The 18,726-nt window shown below is 52.3% G+C and carries 13 protein-coding genes; 10 read left to right on the top strand and 3 right to left on the bottom strand.

Annotated elements, in window-relative coordinates; translation table 11 throughout:
- Positions 1-47 precede the first annotated feature (47 nt).
- Both BN2762_RS11860 and BN2762_RS11865 read left to right on the top strand, forming a co-directional pair.
- Positions 48-596 (top strand): D-lyxose/D-mannose family sugar isomerase, encoded by a 549-nt coding sequence (locus tag BN2762_RS11860; protein ID WP_055107191.1) that lies wholly within the window; start codon positions 48-50, stop codon positions 594-596.
- Positions 597-633: 37 nt separating this feature from the next.
- On the top strand, positions 634-1,674 hold the full coding sequence (locus BN2762_RS11865) for an NAD(P)-dependent alcohol dehydrogenase (RefSeq protein ID WP_055107192.1): 1,041 nt from the start codon (positions 634-636) through the stop codon (positions 1,672-1,674).
- A 1,199-nt stretch (positions 1,675-2,873) separates the two neighbouring features.
- Here BN2762_RS11865 and BN2762_RS11870 read toward each other — a convergent pair.
- Positions 2,874-3,827 carry an AraC family transcriptional regulator gene (locus BN2762_RS11870; protein WP_055107193.1) on the bottom strand — a complete coding sequence of 318 codons (954 nt, stop codon included), beginning with the start codon at positions 3,825-3,827 and terminating at the stop codon, positions 2,874-2,876.
- 194 nt (positions 3,828-4,021) lie between these two features.
- On the opposite strand from BN2762_RS11870, the gene BN2762_RS11875 reads away from it, so the two are divergent.
- The 8 genes from BN2762_RS11875 to BN2762_RS11910 all read left to right on the top strand — a co-directional run bounded on the left by BN2762_RS11875 (position 4,022) and on the right by BN2762_RS11910 (position 16,557).
- The gene (locus BN2762_RS11875) at positions 4,022-6,160 is read left to right on the top strand and encodes a glycoside hydrolase family 52 protein (protein WP_055107194.1); all 2,139 of its coding nucleotides are present in this window, start codon (positions 4,022-4,024) and stop codon (positions 6,158-6,160) included.
- An 88-nt stretch (positions 6,161-6,248) separates the two neighbouring features.
- The gene (locus tag BN2762_RS11880) at positions 6,249-7,982 is read left to right on the top strand and encodes a sensor histidine kinase (protein ID WP_055107195.1); all 1,734 of its coding nucleotides are present in this window, start codon (positions 6,249-6,251) and stop codon (positions 7,980-7,982) included.
- Between the two features lies 1 nt (position 7,983).
- Positions 7,984-9,648, top strand: coding sequence for a response regulator transcription factor (locus BN2762_RS11885; RefSeq protein ID WP_055107196.1), 1,665 nt, complete (start codon positions 7,984-7,986; stop codon positions 9,646-9,648).
- A gap of 107 nt (positions 9,649-9,755) precedes the next feature.
- Positions 9,756-11,414 (top strand): extracellular solute-binding protein, encoded by a 1,659-nt coding sequence (locus BN2762_RS11890; protein ID WP_055107197.1) that lies wholly within the window; start codon positions 9,756-9,758, stop codon positions 11,412-11,414.
- Positions 11,415-11,515: 101 nt separating this feature from the next.
- A complete protein-coding gene (locus BN2762_RS11895) occupies positions 11,516-12,415 on the top strand; it encodes an ABC transporter permease (RefSeq protein WP_055107198.1) in 900 nt (299 codons plus the stop codon).
- A 12-nt stretch (positions 12,416-12,427) separates the two neighbouring features.
- A complete protein-coding gene (locus tag BN2762_RS11900; RefSeq protein ID WP_055107199.1) occupies positions 12,428-13,309 on the top strand; it encodes a carbohydrate ABC transporter permease in 882 nt (293 codons plus the stop codon).
- 42 nt (positions 13,310-13,351) lie between these two features.
- Entirely contained in the window at positions 13,352-14,842 is a 1,491-nt protein-coding gene (locus BN2762_RS11905) for a glycoside hydrolase family 43 protein (RefSeq protein ID WP_055109964.1), read from the top strand.
- Between the two features lie 44 nt (positions 14,843-14,886).
- Entirely contained in the window at positions 14,887-16,557 is a 1,671-nt protein-coding gene (locus BN2762_RS11910) for an MGH1-like glycoside hydrolase domain-containing protein (protein ID WP_055109966.1), read from the top strand.
- Positions 16,558-16,631: 74 nt separating this feature from the next.
- Here the strand turns inward: BN2762_RS11910 and BN2762_RS11915 are convergent, their stop codons facing one another.
- Together BN2762_RS11915 and BN2762_RS11920 are read right to left on the bottom strand one after the other, a co-directional pair.
- On the bottom strand, positions 16,632-17,444 hold the full coding sequence (locus tag BN2762_RS11915) for an NPCBM/NEW2 domain-containing protein (RefSeq protein ID WP_055107200.1): 813 nt from the start codon (positions 17,442-17,444) through the stop codon (positions 16,632-16,634).
- Positions 17,445-17,612: 168 nt separating this feature from the next.
- Positions 17,613-18,584, bottom strand: a complete 972-nt coding sequence (locus BN2762_RS11920) for a bile acid:sodium symporter family protein (protein WP_055107201.1) — start codon at positions 18,582-18,584, stop codon at positions 17,613-17,615.
- Positions 18,585-18,726: the final 142 nt, after the last annotated feature.

The following is an 18,726-nucleotide window of genomic DNA, read 5'->3' on the forward strand; positions in this document are numbered from 1 at the left end:
AAATTGCTAAATTTTTAAAACACTGGAGATAAGGAGGGGCGGCCGTTATGAAAAAATCAGTATATCAGCATTTTAAGCCCATCATTCTGGATTATTTCGACAAGGCCCATATCGTGCTGACCGAACAGGAGAAGGACAATCTGGAGATCGCCGACTTCGGGCTGGATCAATTCGCGCAGGTGGGGCTTTCCATCGTTACCCTGATCAATACTGACCGCTGCTGTGCAAAGGAAATGGTGCTTTTGCCGAGACAGACCTGTCCCGAGCACAGGCACCCGGCGATTCCCGAGCTGAATTATCCGGGCAAGGAAGAGACCTTCCGCTGCCGCTACGGCACGGTGTACCTGTACGTGGAAGGCGAGCCCAGCTCGAATATTCGCGGTGTTCTGCCGGAGAGCGGCAAAGAGCATTACTCCGTATTCCATGAAATCGTGCTGAAAGAGGGCGAGCAGTATACGATTTATCCGAATACGAAGCACTGGTTCCAGGCAGGCCCGGCAGGTGCGGTCGTATCTGAATTCAGCACCAGGAGCCTGGACGAATATGACATTTTTGCCGATCCCCGCATTGACCGGATTCCTCGCATCGAGGACTGATGAATCGAAATAATCACGCAAGATGGAGGCGTTTCTGTTGAACAATCGCGCAGCATTTATGACTGGCCTGAAGCAAATGGAAATCCGCGAAATTCCAGTTCCCGAGCCAAAAGAGAAGGAGGTGCTCGTCAAGCTTGAATACGTTGGCATCTGCGGATCGGACGTGCATTATTACGAGCATGGCAAAATCGGCGACTTTATTGTCAACGGCGATTTTATCCTCGGGCACGAGTGCGCGGGTACGGTTGTCGCTATCGGGAAGGGCGTCAGGCAGCTGCAGGTAGGAGACCGCGTAGCTCTGGAGCCGGGCGTGACCTGCGGACAATGCGAATTTTGCAAAAGCGGACGCTACAATCTGTGCCCCGATGTGGAATTTCTCGCTACGCCGCCCTACCATGGCTGCTTTGAAAACTACATTGCATTTCCGGAGAACATGGCGTTCAAGCTTCCTAGTTCTATTACGACTAGAGAGGGCGCGCTCGTCGAACCGCTTTCGGTCGGCATGCACGCTGCCAAGCAGGGCGGCGTCACGCTCGGCAGCTCCGTGGTCATTCTTGGCGCAGGCTGTATCGGCCTGACGACATTGCTGGCCTCCAAAGCGTTTGGCGCTATCGACATTACCGTTGTAGACGTCATTCCAAAGCGGCTGGATAAAGCGCTGGAGCTCGGCGCAACGAGAGTCATCAATGCGGCCGAGATGGACGCAGTCAAGCTGATTTACGAGCTGACGGACGGCGAAGGCGTGGATATTGTCATGGAGACTGCAGGCGCGGTAAAAACGGTACAGCAGACAGCGTACATGGTCAAGCGGGGCGGGACAGTCGTGCTGGTTGGCATGGCTCCGCAGGATATCATTGAATACAACTTCGCCAAGCTGCTGGGCAAGGAGGCGGAGATCAAAACGGTGTTCCGCTACCGGAACATCTACCCGCAGGCGATCAAGGCGATGGACGAAGGGCTTATCGACGTGTCCGGCATTGTGACCCACGAGTACAGCTTCGATGAAATTGCCGAGGCGTTTGACGTCAATATCAACCGGAAAAACGACGTCGTAAAGATTATCATCAAAATCGATTAATTTAGTAAGGTAGATGTAAGGGACTGTTCCAAAAGTAGTTATTCAATGAGAGTTATCTTTAGCAGGAACAGATGAATCGAGCAACAGGATTTCAATTATATGAAAAAAAGCGCAAGTTCTCGGGCTAGATCAGCCCCGGAATTTGCGCTTTTTGCTTCATGGTGGTATGGACCATTTGGGCATATTATCGATGGATAAGTGAAGGCCCCCCGACCTTTACGCCCGACCTTTACGCCCGAACTCTACACCCGACCTGTACACCCGACCTGTACACCCGACCTGTACACCCGACCTGTAGATGTACTTTTGGGCAGGCCGAGTAGCAGGGAGCGCCGAAATCCTTGATTTGACACTTTTATACTGGTGAATACAATGCCGAATATAGTAGCGAAGCTTTACATCGTATCCGCTTACTGCTTACCCTGCAACCTTTTGATAGTTCAACCCTTGTCTAAATGGATTTATAGTAGTTAGTTTCTGCGGCTGAGAAGAAAATGTAAATTTAACTGGATTTCATGTCGTTAGAATTAGAAAATTGCCAATCATGGAATGGATTCTTGATTATAGCAGCATGAAATCCATCTAATCCCCATAGGCATTCGTTTAGAGCATCATTAGATTCATGAAATCCATTTATGGTATGACCTGTACGATAGGTTAGTATACTCAACAGTTTATATAAGAGGATTTAAAGAATAGGTGCAGGTATGGGGGGGGGGAATTGTTCCGGAGAAACGGAGAGCTTCATGAAAGAAAGGGGTGCCTCAGCCATTTATAGCCACTTTCGGGACAGCCCCTTACTCTCTTCCTGCCTCAGGAAAAGAATAACGAATCGCAGGGAGTTAACGTCCGCCTTTAGGAGCCATTTGTTACATTAAAATCTAATCCAAAAACAAATGGCGGATAGCAGCGGCCCGTAGATCGTTATTCTTTCCCCCTAATTAGAGGTTGTCAAAAAGTCAATCTTTGATCACGAAGTAAAACAGGGAGTGTACTCGACATCGAATCTTGAATTCAGCCGAGACAAGCTAAGGCTTACGAAGCATGTTTCCTACGGAAACATTTCAGGTGCTCACGTAGGTTTCTCCAAGCATATGCTTTCGGAGTCGTTTTCTTCGAAAACGTGCAGCTCCGCTCCTCAGCCTCTAGCTTCATCCAACCTTCTCGGTGCTGAAAGACTTACTTTTTGAACACTTATTTTATATAAACGGATTGTCGCGATAATGCTGCTCGGCATCAATCTCCCGGCGGTCGGGGTGGTTGAGCTTGCGATAGCCCTGCGGAGAAAGGCCGGTCCAGCGTTTAAACTGCTTGCTGAAATGAGAGGCGTCCCGGTAGCCGAGGCGCAGGGCGATTACCTCTACGGACAGGCTGTAATTCAGCAGCAGCAGCTTGGCTTGGCGGATAATCAGCCCCGACAGGTATTGGCGCGGCGATTTGCCGTAGACCTGCCGGAACACGCGGTTGCAGTGGGCGGGGCTGTACCCCAGCTTCGCGGCAATGTCCTCAATGCCGGCTCTCCCTTCACCGCCAGCTGCTGAAGCGCAGACAAGCTCCTCAAGATGCTTTTCAATGGCATTGGCGAGCAGAATCGCGTTCTCGGGCGGGCTTGGCTCGTACGCCGGCGGGTTATCGGGCAGCTCTGATAATGCCCAGCCGCTAAGTGCGGTGAGCAGCCGGAGCGAGGCGCGAAGCGCATTTAGGCGCTGGCGATTCGTATCCGATTCACCGGAAATTGTAGAACGGATGAAATCTTCCAGCGCCTGCCGAACCTCCGCTATTTCCGCGGTATCTCCCGTAAGAATGACCGAATCAGCCATCATGAGGGAGCGTCTTAGGGATGAATCATCGATATCAAAATTAAGAGCGTAATACGTCATTCCCTCCGGCCCGCCGGAGCCTTGGCTGGAATGCTCCACGCCGGGCCGGATAAACAGGATGTCCCCGGCTTGCTGCAGGAAGGGGCGGCCGGCAACAGTCATATGCTGCTCGCCCTCCAGCACGATGTTGATTTCAAACGCGCGGTGCTGATGCACAGGATAACGCCAGGCGGCGTTGACCTTGCGCCAGTGGGTGGCATAAATGCGGAAGGCGGCCTGAATATCCGGAGACATGATGCTGTCCATGGTGTTAGGTGTGCCGGTATAATCCATCGCGATCGGAACCTCATCTACTGTAAATTGGTAGCTTTATTATATCATACAGCACCAGGGCAATCTGGACGGCGGGCGTCCGTTTTGCCCATTTTGTCGTAAGGTTTGACCCTGTTCCTCCTCGAATGTAAGCCTTACCATAGATTTTAACCCTATGGATTTTAGGAGAATTGCATTAAAGGAGTGTCCGAGGCATGACGCCGAAAAACCAGTTTTTTAACGCCCATCACTCCCCGATCGGGGCATTTGCCAGTTTTACCTTAGGTTTTCCCGAGGCAGGCGGGGGATTCGATTTGGAGCTGGGCCAGTCGCCTATGCAAAATGTGTACATTGGCCTTGAACGGGAGGATGGCAGCGGATACGATTCACTGCCATTCCATGAAATGACGGGAGAGGATGACCGCAAGCGCTATGACGTAGAGAAGGAAGACGATCCTGCTGTTAAAAAGAAGCGGAGAATCATCCATCATTTTCCCCGGGAAGAGATCAAACGGGATTTCCGGCTGGCGACCGACAGCTGGAGCGCAGGCGGCCTGACCTTCCGCATCATTTCGCAGGTGCGCTCCGTTCCCGATCCAAAGACTGCTTCGGAGCAGGAATTGAAGGATGTGCTTGTCCCCGCGGTTCTGATCGAGATGGAAGTGGATAATACGGGATGCAGCCGGTCAAGACGAGCCTTCTTTGGCTTTCGCAAGAACGACCCTGCAGGCTCCATGCGCAGGCTGGATGATGTGTCGGACCGGCTATCCGGAATCGGACAGGGCCGATTCATCGCGATTGCAGCCGAGCGCGGGACGGCGCAGTCCGGGCTATATTTTAATATAGAGGAAATTCTCAGACCTGCGCATGAAGAGAACTGGGGTTTCGGGCTCGGTTCGTCCGGGGCGATGCTGATGGATGTTCCGGCCGGGACGAAACAAACCTATCGGTTTGCCGTTTGCTTCCACCGCGCGGGATATGTAACTACCGGAATCGATGCGAGCTATTACTATAACCGCTTCTTTCCGAATATTGAGTCGGTCGCTGAATATGCCTTATTCAGGTTTGATGCTCTGAAGGAGGAGGCAGAACGGGCGAATGATTTGATCGATAAATCCCCTTTGAACGAGGATCAGGCTTTCATGCTGGCCCATGCCATTCGCAGCTATTACGGCTCCACACAGCTGCTGGATTATAACGGCGAGCCCTTCTGGGTGGTCAATGAAGGCGAATACCGGATGATGAACACCTTCGATCTGACGGTGGATCAGCTGTATTATGAACTGCGGATGAACCCGTGGACAGTGCGCAATGAGCTGGACATGTTCGTGAAGCGCTATAGCTATGAGGATACAGTTACGTTCCCGGGGGATCGCACCGAGTATCCGGGAGGCATCAGCTTTACGCACGACATGGGAGTCAACAATTCCTTATCCCGCCCAGGCCATTCCTCCTATGAAATATACGGCCTCGACGGCTGCTTCTCGCATATGACCCATGAGCAGCTGGTAAACTGGATACTTTGCGCGGCAGCGTATTACGACAAGACGAACGACTCCGACTGGATGACGCAAAATATCGGCATGATGGCACGATGTCTCGACAGCATGCTGAACCGGGATCATCCCGACCCGGCCCGGCGAAACGGTATCATGGGTCTGGACAGCACCCGCACGAAGGGTGGCGCGGAAATTACCACATACGACAGCCTGGATGTCTCCCTTGGCCAAGCGCGCAACAATATTTATCTGGCGGGCAAATGCTGGGCGGCTTATGTGGCGATGGAGAAGCTGTTTGCCGAGTTTGGGATGGCTGAGCAGGCTCAGACCGCAGGGGAGCAGGCTGTCAAATGCGCAGCAACGCTCGTGTCCAGCGTTACCGAGCAAGGCTATATTCCGGCCGTCATCGGGGAAGGCAATGATTCTAAAATCATACCAGCCATTGAAGGGCTGATATTCCCGTATGTGACGGGCTGCCGTGATGCATTGGAGCGCAGCGGCCGCTTCGGGGCATATATCGATGTGCTGGATCGGCACCTGCGCAGCGTGCTGCAGGATGGCATCTGCCTGTTCGAAGACGGGGGCTGGAAGCTGTCCTCGACGAGCAACAACAGCTGGCTCAGCAAAATCTACCTCTGCCAGTTCATCGCCCGGCAAATTCTTGGGCTAACCTGGGATGAACAGGGCCGCCATGCCGACAGGGCCCATGTAGAATGGCTGACGCATCCCGAGCTCTCGGTCTGGAGCTGGAGCGATCAGATCATCTCGGGGCAAATCACGGGCAGCAAATATTATCCGCGGGGCGTAACGGCCATATTGTGGCTGGAAGAGGATACGGCGGAGAAGCAGGCGTAACGGTTGCCGTTACAAGTTCATCGGCCTTCGGTAGGGAACACTGCCCTACAGCGAAGGCTCTTTTCTATTTTAGTGGGGGAGGGAGAATATGAATCTGAATCATCCATGGAAAAAAAACGTGCTCAAAAGGCTGATCCTCTCGTTTATTTGCATTCTTCTTCCGCTTTATCTCCTTAGCATGATCATTTATAACTGGGGAGTCCGCACGCTGAAGGATGAAATCTCCAAATCGATGATCTCACAGGTATCTCAGTACTACAGCGGCCTGGAGGAGGAATTCAAACGAATTCAAACGCTGCAGTATGATGTCTTGAGCGATGATAATTTGAACGCGCTGGGCGCGATCCCGGAATCGATGAATGATATCGAAAAAATGCAGAGCATTCTGCGCTTGCAGCAGCGGCTTAACGCCATACGGAACAGCAGCGCTTATATCGTCGATGTGTATGCCCATATTCCGGCGATCCAAAAAAACGTATCCGCTCTAACGATCTCCTCTTTTAATCCGGAGGAATATGACGATTTCAAGAATATTCCGCTATCGCTGGATTCGAAGCTGATCAATATGAACGGCAAAACCTATTTGAGCGCCTCATATCCTTTTGTGACGCCGGAGAGCAAGAAGTGGCCGCTCTTTATCGTGGTCATCGAAATTTCCAAAGACAAGCTCAAGGAAAATATGAAGAAGATGGTCAACTCTCCGGGGGAGGGGCTGGTATTTAAAAGCTCGCAGTTTGAGATCACGACCAGTCATGACGCTCATTTCGATCTTGCGGCTGCTTCGCAAATGTTAAGCGATGTCGACCCCAATACGGCGCAGACCGTGACGATTACGAACAAGCAGTATTTGGCCGTGTACAGCTACTCGCATTTCTTTGGGGCGGTGCTCAGCAAATACGTTCCGGTCCATGCCGTATTCCAGCCGCTCGAGAAGTACCGAAGCTGGTTCGTGCTGCTGCTGCTCGTATCTTTTGCCATCATCGTCGTGTATTCCCTTTATGTCTATAAGTATATTCACAAGCCGCTGTACAAGCTGGTCAAGGCTTTCCGCAAAGTCGAGCACGGCGATTTCAACGAGCAGATCGACCATGATTTCAATGATGAGTTCCAGTATATTTATACGCGTTTTAACGCCATGCTGGAAAATCTGAAGTCCTTAATCGACCAGGTGTACAAACAGCAGCTATTGACACACAAGGCCGAACTCAAGCAGCTGCAGTCCCAGATCAACCCGCATTTTCTGTACAACAGCTTCTTCATTCTTAATACGATGACGCGCTTGGGCGATTATGACAATCTCGAGCGGTTCACGAATCAGCTTGGGGAGTATTTCCAATTCATTACGCGGGGCGATTCCGACGAGGTGCTGCTGGGGAGGGAAATCAATCATGCCAAGGTGTACTCCGAAATCCAGGCGATGCGATTCGCGAAGCGCAACCGGATCGAGTTCGGCGAATTGCCGGAGCATGTGGGCCATATTATGGTGCCACGACTGATTGTGCAGCCGATTATTGAGAACGCCTTCAAATACGGGCTGGAGAAAAAAAGCGCCAACGGCATTTTAAGTGTCCATTTTGCCCGAACGGAAAACGAGCTGCTGCTGATCGTGGAGGATAACGGTGAGGAGCTGAAGGATGAGCAGATCCGTGCTCTGAACGAGAGCCTGTCGCGTCCGGATGAGGCGGAGACGACGGGGCTGCTCAATATACATCAGAGAATCCGCCTGAAGTTTGGACAGAACAGCGGATTGCATGTGGAGCGAAGCGAGTTGGGCGGATTAAAAGCGACGATTCGGATCGTCATTTCGGATGGAGGGATGTAAGATGTACAGACTTTTGGTTGTCGATGACGAAATGATTATAGCGGACGGGTTGTATGAGGTGCTGTCGAATCTGCCCCAGCTGGAGCTGGATGTTTACAAGGCCTATTCCGGTGATGAGGCGGTGCGGCTGTTCGACCGGACGCGCTTCGATATCGTGCTTACGGATATCCGGATGCCGGGCCTGAGCGGACTTGAGCTGCTGGACAAAATCAGAGAGAGATGGCCAAGCTGCAGGGTTATTTTTCTGACGGGACATAATGAATTCTCCTATATTTACTCGGCCTTCCAGTATGAGGGCGTGAGCTATTTATTAAAGACCGAAGGGTATGAAAAAGTGATTCAAATGGTCGAGCAGGCGGCTATGGATATCGAGACGGAGCTGAAGGCGGAGGCGTTGCTCCAGAAGGCCCAGGAGCAGCTTGATGCGACAAGGGAATTGCTGCAAAAAGACTACGTCAAAGGAATTTTGAACGAGCAGCTCGGCGTGCAGGAGATCCATCAGAAGCAGTTCGATGAACTGGCGATTCCCCTGCGCGCGGACCGTCCTGTGCTCATCATGCTGGGCAGGGTCAACAGCTTTGCCAGCGCGCTCACCTATGCGACGAAGTCCAGGCAGCTTTACAGAATCAGGCTTATAGCCAACCAGTATTTGTCCGCTCGCGTCTCGTTCGTTGACGTCGTCAATGAGAGCATGGACCCGGTTTGGCTGATTCAGCCGCTGCAGGAAAGCAGCGAAGCCGAGAGCTGGGAGCGGGCCATGACGTTCATGAAGGGAAATCTGGAGCTGATTCAGTCGGCGTGCCGCGAGTCCCTCGGCGAAGTGCTGTCGTTCGTGCTCGACGATAGCCCGGTGATGTGGAAGGACGCGGCGGAGCGCTTCTCCACGCTGAACATGCTGATGAATTACCGGATCGGGCAGGGCTGCGGCATGCTGCTTCTCGATAAGCAGATGATCGAGCAGGAGCTTCAGCCGCCGGGGGACGGAACGCGCTCGAGGCCCTTGCTGCGCCATGCCAAGCTGAGTGTGCTTGCCGATCAGCTGGAGCACGGGCAGCGGGCCGAATTCAGAGCTATTCTGCTCGATTGCGCGGCAGCGCTGGCCGGCGTCGACAGCATGCATCATGTCCCGGCCCAGGAGCTGTATTACTCCATCGGGCTGGTATTCCTGTCTTACATGAATCGCTGGAACCTGGTCGAGACGGCAGCGACCCGGATCGGCCTGCACAAGCTGATGCAGCCGGGGGAGCATGAGTCCTGGCAGCAAGCATTCGACTATTTGCTCCATGTCGGGGACATGCTGTTCAACCTTCAGAGTCAGGAGGAGGAGAGGCGGGCAAGGGACGTTATCACCGTTATTCAGAAGCATGTCCAGGACCATCTGCATGATCCCGACGAGATATCGCTGGTCCGGCTGGCAGAGCTGGTCTTTTTTAACCCGTCTTACCTATCCCGGCTGTTCAAGCAGGTGACCGGCACGAATTTATCCGAATACATCTCGGCGTGCCGAATGACGAGGGCCAAGCGGCTGCTGGAAAATCCGGACGTCAAGATCCAGGATGTGGCGGAGCTTGTCGGATACGGAACGGCCACGAACTTCACGCGCTCCTTCCGCAAGGCGACCCATATGACGCCCCAGGAATATCGGGCTACCATATTCAACAGGTAAACAGCTGATTCAAATGTCAAGAGATGAATATTGAATGAGAGCGGTTTCAAATCTAACATTAAACCTATAAGGGCCCTATACCACTTACAGCTTTCAGGGAGGTTCATATGAAAAAGAGAAGAACAATGAAGAAATCGGCAATTGTATGCTTGGCAGGTTTCATGCTGCTCACAGCCTGCGGAGGCGCAAAGGAAGCGAATTCGCCCGCAGCTGCTCCGGATCCGGCCAAGACCGATGTGGATTTGATGGCGAAGTATGATCCGCCCGTGGACATTACGGCATGGCGTTATACAGAATCAACTTACAAATACGAAAACAACGATACGATCGAGGACAATATTTATACCCGCACTTATTTAAGCGATCTCGGCATCAATTTGAAGTATGTCTGGACGGTTCCCGTCGAGCAGTTCGATCAGAAGATGAACGTGTCGATCGCCTCCGGAGACTTGCCCGATATTATGTGGCTGAAGAACAAGCAGCTGACCGATCTGGCGGAGAACGACATGCTGTACGATTTGACGGACTTGTTCGAGAAATACTCATCGCCAATTACGAAGGAAATCATGCTGCAGGATGAGGCCAGCTTCAACACGGCGAAGATCGGCGGCAGATTAATGGCGATTCCGCATACGTCCTCTGCGGTCGACGGGCTGCCGATATTGTATGTCCGGACGGACTGGCTGGAGAAGCTCGGACTGCCGGAGCCGCAAACGATGCAGGATGTGCTCGCTATTTCGGAAGCGTTTACAAAAAATGACCCGGACGGCAACGGCAAAGACGATACATTTGGCCTTGCCTTCACCAAAACATTTTTGACGGATGCTCATTTCGGTACGTCGGGATATTTCTCTGGTTACCACGTGAATCCGGGCAAATGGGTGAAGGACGATTCCGGTCAGCTCGTGTACGGCAGCATTCAGCCCGGTGTGAAGGACGCGCTCCAGCAGCTTCAGGATTTGTACGCCAAAGGCATACTGGATAGAGAGTTTGGCGTGAAGGATCGCGCTAAGGTTACCGAATCAGTGGCGAGCGGCAAGGTAGGCATGTTCTACGGTTCCATGTCTGCTCCGCTGTCCATTATCCAGCAGAATGTCGACAATGATCCGAAGGCTGAGTGGAAGGCATTGCCGCTTGTATCCGTGGATGACAAGAAGGCAACCCCGATCGGCAAAATGCCGATTACGAGATATTACGGGGTGAGCAAGGACAGCAAGCATCCGGAAGCGATTATCAAGCTGCTGAACTTCAGCATGCAGGGTTATGATCCGGAAGTCGCTCAAGAGAACAGTAAATTCGGGATTACCGATACGAACATTCCGGTCTATCTGTACAGTTTGATCAGCGCCGACCCGGCCAAGAAAAACCTGAACGCGCACTTGAATACGATGCAGGCTCTGGAAACGAATGACCCATCCCAGCTGTCTGTTGAGGAAAAGGGCTACTATGACAGAATCGTCGACTACCGGGGCGGCAACAGAGCGAACTGGGGAACGGAACGCGTATTCGGTTCGCCAAGCAGCTTCGACGTAATCGATCATTATGTTCAGGAGGATAACTACATTTTCGATGCCTTCTACGGGGCGCCAACGCCGACAATGGTGGAGAAGCTCGCTACCCTGGAGAAGATGGAGGAAGAGGTATTCACGAAAATCATCATGGGACAGTCGCTGGATAACTTCGACAAGTTCGTAGAGGACTGGAAGAAGCTTGGCGGAGAGCAAATTACGAAGGAAGTCAACGAATGGGCTGAGAAGAACAAATAAAAGTTTGGCTCGGATTGGATAAGAGGACGATGAAAAGGGAAGAAAGGGGCAACTCTATTTTCCCTTTTTATTGTCAGCATGGCATGAATGGAGGGGCCGCAATGGGAATGAAGAAGAAACTGCAGGAAATTCCTCTGCATCTGATGATTTTACCCGGCATTATTTTAACAGTTATTTTTAGCTATGTCCCGATTATGGGGACGGTGATCGCTTTTCAGAAGTTCGTTCCCTCCAAGGGGATTTTCAACTCCAAATGGATCGGGTTCGACAATTTCCGCTATATGCTGGACATGCCGAACTTCACGAGCGTACTATGGAACACCATCTTTATCGCCGTATTGAAAATTATCGCGGGACTGATCGTCCCGATTATATTTGCGCTGCTGCTCAATGAGCTGGCGGGAGCCTTTTTCAAACGTACGATTCAAACGATTATTTATTTTCCTTATTTCCTGTCCTGGGTCATCCTGGGCGGGATTCTGATCGACATATTGTCTCCTTCGAGCGGGATCGTAAATCAATTTCTGGGCGTATTCGGCATCAAGCCGATCTTTTTCCTGGGGGATGATAAGTGGTTCCCTTATACGCTCGTCTTGACAGACACCTGGAAAACCTTCGGTTACGGCACGATCGTATATTTGGCCGCCTTGACGGGGATCGATCAGAGCCTGTATGAAGCGGCCACCATGGACGGCGCGAACCGCTGGAAGCAGACGATTCACATTACGCTGCCCGGCATGCTGCCGATCATTACCCTGATGACCGTGCTCAGCTTGGGGAATGTGCTTAATGCGGGCTTTGAGCAGGTGTTCAACCTGTACAGCCCTATGGTCTACAGCACAGGGGATATCATCGATACGCTAGTGTACCGGATCGGTCTCGTGGACGCGCAATACGGCGTGGCGACGGCGGTTGGCTTGTTCAAATCGCTGATCTCCTTCGTCTTGATCGTCCTGTCCAACAAGCTGGCCAACAAATACGCCGGATACAGGGTTTTCTAGGAGGGAGAAGGCATGCACAAAATATCAATCAGCCGAAAAATATTTCTGACGTTCAACTACATTCTGCTAACCGTTACGGCCATTGTATGCATTCTGCCGTTAATCAACGTGCTCGCCATTTCCTTCAGCTCCAGCAGCGCGGCTGCAGCCGGGTATGTTAAGCTCTGGCCCGTTGATTTTACGGTCGCCTCATATAAATACGCGCTGACCAAAAATGAATTTTTGACTGGATTTTTCGTTTCGGGCAAACGAGTGCTGCTCGGCTACATCGTCAACATGCTTATTACCATTTCGATCGCCTATCCGCTATCGAAGGAGAAAAAGGCGCTCGGGATGCGGAACTTGTATGCCTGGTTCTTCATCATTACGATGCTGTTCCACGGCGGGCTGATTCCGACCTATATGACGATCAAGTCCTTGGGGCTGCTGGATACGATCTGGGCGCTTGTACTGCCTGGCGCCGTCCCCGTATTCAATGTCATCCTGCTGATGAATTTCTTCCGCAACCTGCCCAAAGAAATCGAGGAAGCGGCTTATATGGACGGGGCCGGGCATTGGCGCGTGCTGTGGAGCATCTATTGTCCGCTTTCGAAGCCAGCCTTGGCGACAATATCGCTGTTTGTTCTCGTGGGGCACTGGAACTCCTGGTTTGACGGCTTGATCTACATGAACTCGCCTGCTAACTATCCGCTGCAGAGCTATCTGCAGACGATCATTATCGAGGCCGATCCGAGCATCGTCAGCTCCAACGAGCTGCTGGATATGTCGGAGATTTCAAACCGGACGTTTAAATCGGCTCAGGTATTCCTGGCGGCCTTCCCGGTACTGATCATTTATCCGTTCCTGCAGAAATATTTCATGAAGGGGCTCGTGTTTGGAAGCGTGAAGGGATAAGGATAAGCTTTTTTAGAATAAAGGAGTGGAAAAAGAGTGGATATGAACCGAACGATGACAATGCCTGCGTGGGGGGATCTCGGCAACGGCTATTACCGCAATCCTGTGCTGAACGCGGATTTCTCCGATCCGGACGTCATCCGCGTGGGCGATGATTTCTATATGGTGTGCTCGGATTTTCATTTCATGGGCATGCCGGTGCTGCATTCGAAGGATCTGGTCAACTGGTCGATTATCGGCAAAGTATACGAACGGCTGGATATCGATCCGGCGTATGACGACATGCGGGCTTATGCCAAAGGGAGCTGGGCGCCTGCGCTCCGCTATCACAATGGGCTGTTCTATGTGTATTTCTGCACGCCGGATGAAGGGCTGTACATGAGCACGGCTCAGGACCCTGCCGGTCCCTGGAGTCCGCTTCATGAAGTGAAGCGCGTCGCCGGCTGGGAGGATCCCTGCCCATTCTGGGACGACGACGGCCATGCCTATCTGGGTCACAGCACCGTTGGCGCCGGCCCGATTATTATTCATCGCATGAGCGCGGACGGCAGGACGCTGCTGGATGACGGCATCATCGTCTATGTAGGAAAAATTGCCGAAGGAACGAAAATATACAAGAGAAACGGATATTATTATTTGGTAATTCCCGAGGGCGGCGTAGAGACGGGCTGGCAAACTGTGCTTCGCGCCAGGGATATTTATGGCCCGTATGAACGCCGGGTCGTCCTGCAGAAGGGAGCGACCGATATCAACGGCCCGCACCAGGGAGCCTTGGTGGAGCTGGACAGCGGGGAGACGTGGTTCATGCATTTCCAGAGCGCGGGTGCGATCGGAAGGGTGTGTCACCTGCAGCCAGTGGAGTGGGTGGACGATTGGCCCGTCATTGGCGCGGCTGGAGAGCCCGTGGCCGTGTATGGGAAGCCGTCCGTCGCCGGGCGTCATCCGGTGCGGCTGCCGCAGACCTCGGATACGTTTGAGGGGCCGGAGCTCGGACTGCAGTGGCAGTGGAACCATAATCCGGTCAATGACGGCTGGTCTTTGCGCGAAAGGCCGGGATATTTGCGGCTGAAGGCAATGCCGGCGCCGGAGCTTCTGCAGGCGAGAAACACTTTGACCCAGAAGCTGATCGGAAGCAAAGGCATCGTATGTACTGAGCTCAGCGTCCTGCATATGAATCCGGGACAGCGGGCCGGCTTGGCCTTCCTCTGCGCCCGGGAAGAGAACTGGATCGGCGTTGTGACAGAGGAAGGCGGCAATTATCTTCAAGCCGTTACAGGCGGAACGGTATTCCACGGTCCGAAGCTTGCCGGCGAATCGGTCTGGCTGAAGAGTCATATCGATTTATCGGGCGAGACCAGCTTCTTCTTCAGCCTGGATGGGGTAATCTTTATCCCGTTAGGCGGCGAGTGCCGCATGAGCGCAGGCTTCTGGAAGGGAGCGAGAGTCGGACTGTTTAGTTATACGATCGGTGAGAAAGGCGGCAGAGCCGATTTTCAAGGCTTTCGCTACGAGCATGATGGACCGTGGGCGTAAGCGGTGAAAAGAAGAGCATCGATGATTACATTGTAAAGAGGCTGATGAGATTGAATGAGAGCTTATTGACAAAGCTGCGGGGGCTGGACGCGGTAGCGCTGATTGGGGAGGAGAAGCAAAGTTCTCACGGATCAGTACTTGAGGAATGGCAGCGTTCAGGCGTTAAGTTTGTATCCTCGGCGGAACGGTTCGAGGGCGTCTATTACTCCGCGGGGCGCAAGCTGCTGGATTGCATCGTTATGTCCCGAGGAGGTGCTCACGTCCTGCATGAAGGCGGAGCTTATCCGGGCACCTGGCTGGAGAGCACGGGGACGATCAATGCCGAGCTGCTGTCACGATTCATACCCGGCGTGGCGGAGGCTACGTTCCGCCTGTTCGCCGATTATCAAAGGGACGACGGCCAGATGCCCTATAAAGTAACGGCCCAGGGGCCGGGCTACAGGCAAATCCAGATGGTAACTCCGCTGGCCAGAAGTGTATGGAATCACTATATGCTGAACGTAAGCGGTACAAGTGATCAGGTCTTCCTGAGGGTAATGTACACCGCCATGGCCCGGTTTGACGAATGGCTCGCCCGGTATCGGAACACTCGGGGCACCGGCTGCGTAGAAGCATTCTGCACATTCGATACCGGCCATGATCTGTCGCCGCGCTTTTGGCATGTTCCTGATACCGCCCATTTGGACGATGCCCGGAAGTATAACCCGGATTCGCCCATACTTCCATTTCTGGCGCCTGATTTGACAGCTAACGTATATTGCCAGCGCCAATATTTGGCCAGGATGGCGCGTGAATTGGGAGCAGAGGCGGAAGGGGCGGAATGGGAGCTGAAGGCCAAGCAGAGCGAGCAGAGCTTGTTCAGGCACTGCTTCGACGAAACCGACGAGTTCTTCTATGATGTGGATCGGAACGGGGAGTTCGTCCGCGTCCAGTCCGATGTATTGCTGAGGGTATTAGCCTGTGAGACAGGGGACCGTGCATTATTCGACAAGGCGCTGAGACGTTACTTGTTGAATACGAGCAAGTTTTTTGCTAAATATCCTTTAACCTCAGTAGCGATGGATGATCCGCGCTTTGATCCGTCCTCGGCGTATAATAGCTGGGCTGGGCCCACGAATTTCCTGACTTTGATTCGAACGCCGCATGCTTTTGAGCATCACGGCCGATATGTGGAGTTGACCTGGGTGATGCAGCCGATATTAAGTGCAATGTCGCGTATGACTCGTTTTTCGCAAACATTAAGCCCATGGACGGGAGAAGAAGGATACACGGATACTTATTCACCATCGCTTTTATGCGTGCTGGATTTCGTAGAGCGGATGTGCGGGATTATGCCTACGCCTGAAGGAGAGCTATGGTTCACAGGGCTGCTGCCGTATCCGATGGATCATGGGGAAGAGGTGGCCGGAGAAACAGCGTATTCCCGCTTCATCGATGGCGTGCTGTATGAATTGGTGAATACCCGAGCGGGCGCCACAGTGCACCGGAACGGCGAGGTTTATATGCGTTTTCCTTACGGCACCAGGGCAGTAACGGACCGCAATGGACAACTGCGGGAAATGGTCGGGATGACGTATGCGCCGGTACAAGGCGAGATAGAGTTCGAAGGCCGGATTTATACGCTTGAAATTAAAGGGAATGAACGAAAGACCTGGACAGGGGATACACTTGTAACCTGTGCAGACATCGGTACGGTAGTGCCTGCATATTGCTAGTGTGAAGATTTGAAAAGGGAAATAAAGAAAGGGGCCTTGCCGCGGATGCGGCAAGGCCCTTATGAATAAGAGAACTACTTCTTGAACCCGGCATTAACGATTCCGAAGTAGAGCTTATCTTTGTAATCCATGTCGGAGTCGGTGTTGGTAATGACGATTTTTAGTTTACTGATATTTGAGACGTTAACATCGAAATCAATCGGAAGCACGCCCTTCTCCAGTTTGTCGGAAGTATAGAGGAGTTGATCGTCTCCGTAAACTTTAAGCGTAGCGTGAGCCTCCTCCGAGGAACGGCTGTCATAGTGGAGGACAAAGCTGCCGCTAAAAGATTTGTATTTCTGGTTCAGCAGGTATTCTCTCTCCATAGCCAGACCATGCGTAGCCCCCGTGCCGGAGCCGACAAGCTCGAATTTCAGGCCATCATTATAATTGGTCCCGGTGTTATCCTTATCGTCTTCCGGGCTCCAGGCAGTTACTTTGTTGCTGCTGTGGCTCTGCCAATCCAAATGTCCCCATTTGATACTTTGACTTTCGCTAAGAAAGTCGAGTGAAGACAAGGAAACATCGTGATCGGTTGCATTGACTTTGCCTATATAAATGCTGTTGCCCGGAGCGTCCCATGTTACTTTGCTGTTGAAGGCTTCCGCTACTGCCCGGACGGGAAGATACGTGGTTCCTTCATAAACGAGCGGTTCGATTTTGTTGCCCTTGGCATCAGTTGATTGGACGAGCCTGCCGTCGACGTAAATTTTCGTGCCATTAAAGAAGGCAGTAATTTGCTTTTGAAGCGGGGCCGCCCATGCAGAGGTAGCTGTCGTCAGTACGGCCGCAGCCACGAAGCCTGTACTAAAGATGGCCATTTTTTGTTTGAAGTTTTGTTTGTTCATGCTGTTATCCCTCTTTCTTTAAATGTAGGAATGATCATCCCTATTTTGTATATCGGAAAAGAGAATTTGTTTTTTTAATGGAGTCAGTTAGCTTTTACCCAGGAAGTGAATGGGCTGGGAGCTTGTAATAAATGGCCTGCTATTTCAACGATGAGTATGATAAACGGCTTAAAGTCCCACAGCATTTTTCGATTGCCCCTTATCTGCCCGAACACTGCGGCCGAGCAAATAACCGACAAGGGAGGCGATCATTTGCTGAAATACCATGCCGAGTACGACCGGAACGGCAACAGGAGCGGGAAAATAAGTAACGGCCAGCACCGCCCCCGCGCTAATGTTCCGCATGCCGCCATTGAAGATGAGCGCGACTCTGTCGGGATAACTCCACCCCATGAGCTTGGAGAAGGCCAGGCCGAGCAAGTAGCCCGTAGAAGCTATGACCACGATGACGACGGCCAGACCTGCCAAATGCAGACTGAAATCCGTAAGATAGGGGGCGACGACCGAGCCGTTAATGGCCACGATGGCGGCCATCGCGAGCTTAGAAAACGGGTTGAGCCGCGGACCCCAAATGGGTGCGATACCTCCTTTGCTCCATTCATTCAAAATCATGCCGATCAGGGAGGGCACGACGATCATCCAGAACAGGCTGCTCATCATGTCGTATACATCCAATTGCACATCGGTGCCGACGAGCAAGGATAGAATGCCGGGAACAAGGAAGGGAGCCAGCATCGTGTCAATCAGAATAATCGATAGCGTCAGGGCGATGTTACCTTTGTACATGCTGACCCATACAAAGGTGCTGACCCCCGTCGGTATGCTGGCAGCGAGGATTAGCCCAGTGATCATATACATATCTCCCGGATAGACAAGATGGCCGAAGCCCATCGCAATGAGAGGCATCGCCAGATGCAGAATGAACAGGCAGATGATCAGGGGCAAGGGCCTCTTGAGCACATTCACAAAATCTTTAAAACCGAGGCTGATGCTTCCGGCAAAGGTCATGAATGCGAACAGCCATGGGGACAAATAAGTAAATGAAGACAGGCGGCTGCCGCAAAGGAGACCAATGACGATGCTCACCGGAGTAATTATAGGCATCAAGCGGTTCAGCAGGCGGTTCATGGATTGCAGCATGGTTGATTACGTCCTTTTCATCAGCTAGTAGAGTGGATTGTTTAGTTTAAGACGGGAGCTGCTAAATAAGGTGAAGCAGCTCCCGTCTTTTATATTAAAGGAAAGAAGAGGATGTTTAAACAGAAATGCTGTATTGATTTCG

Origin of the sequence: Paenibacillus ihumii, from assembly GCF_001403875.1 — a bacterium.
Lineage (GTDB): Bacteria > Bacillota > Bacilli > Paenibacillales > Paenibacillaceae > Fontibacillus > Fontibacillus ihumii.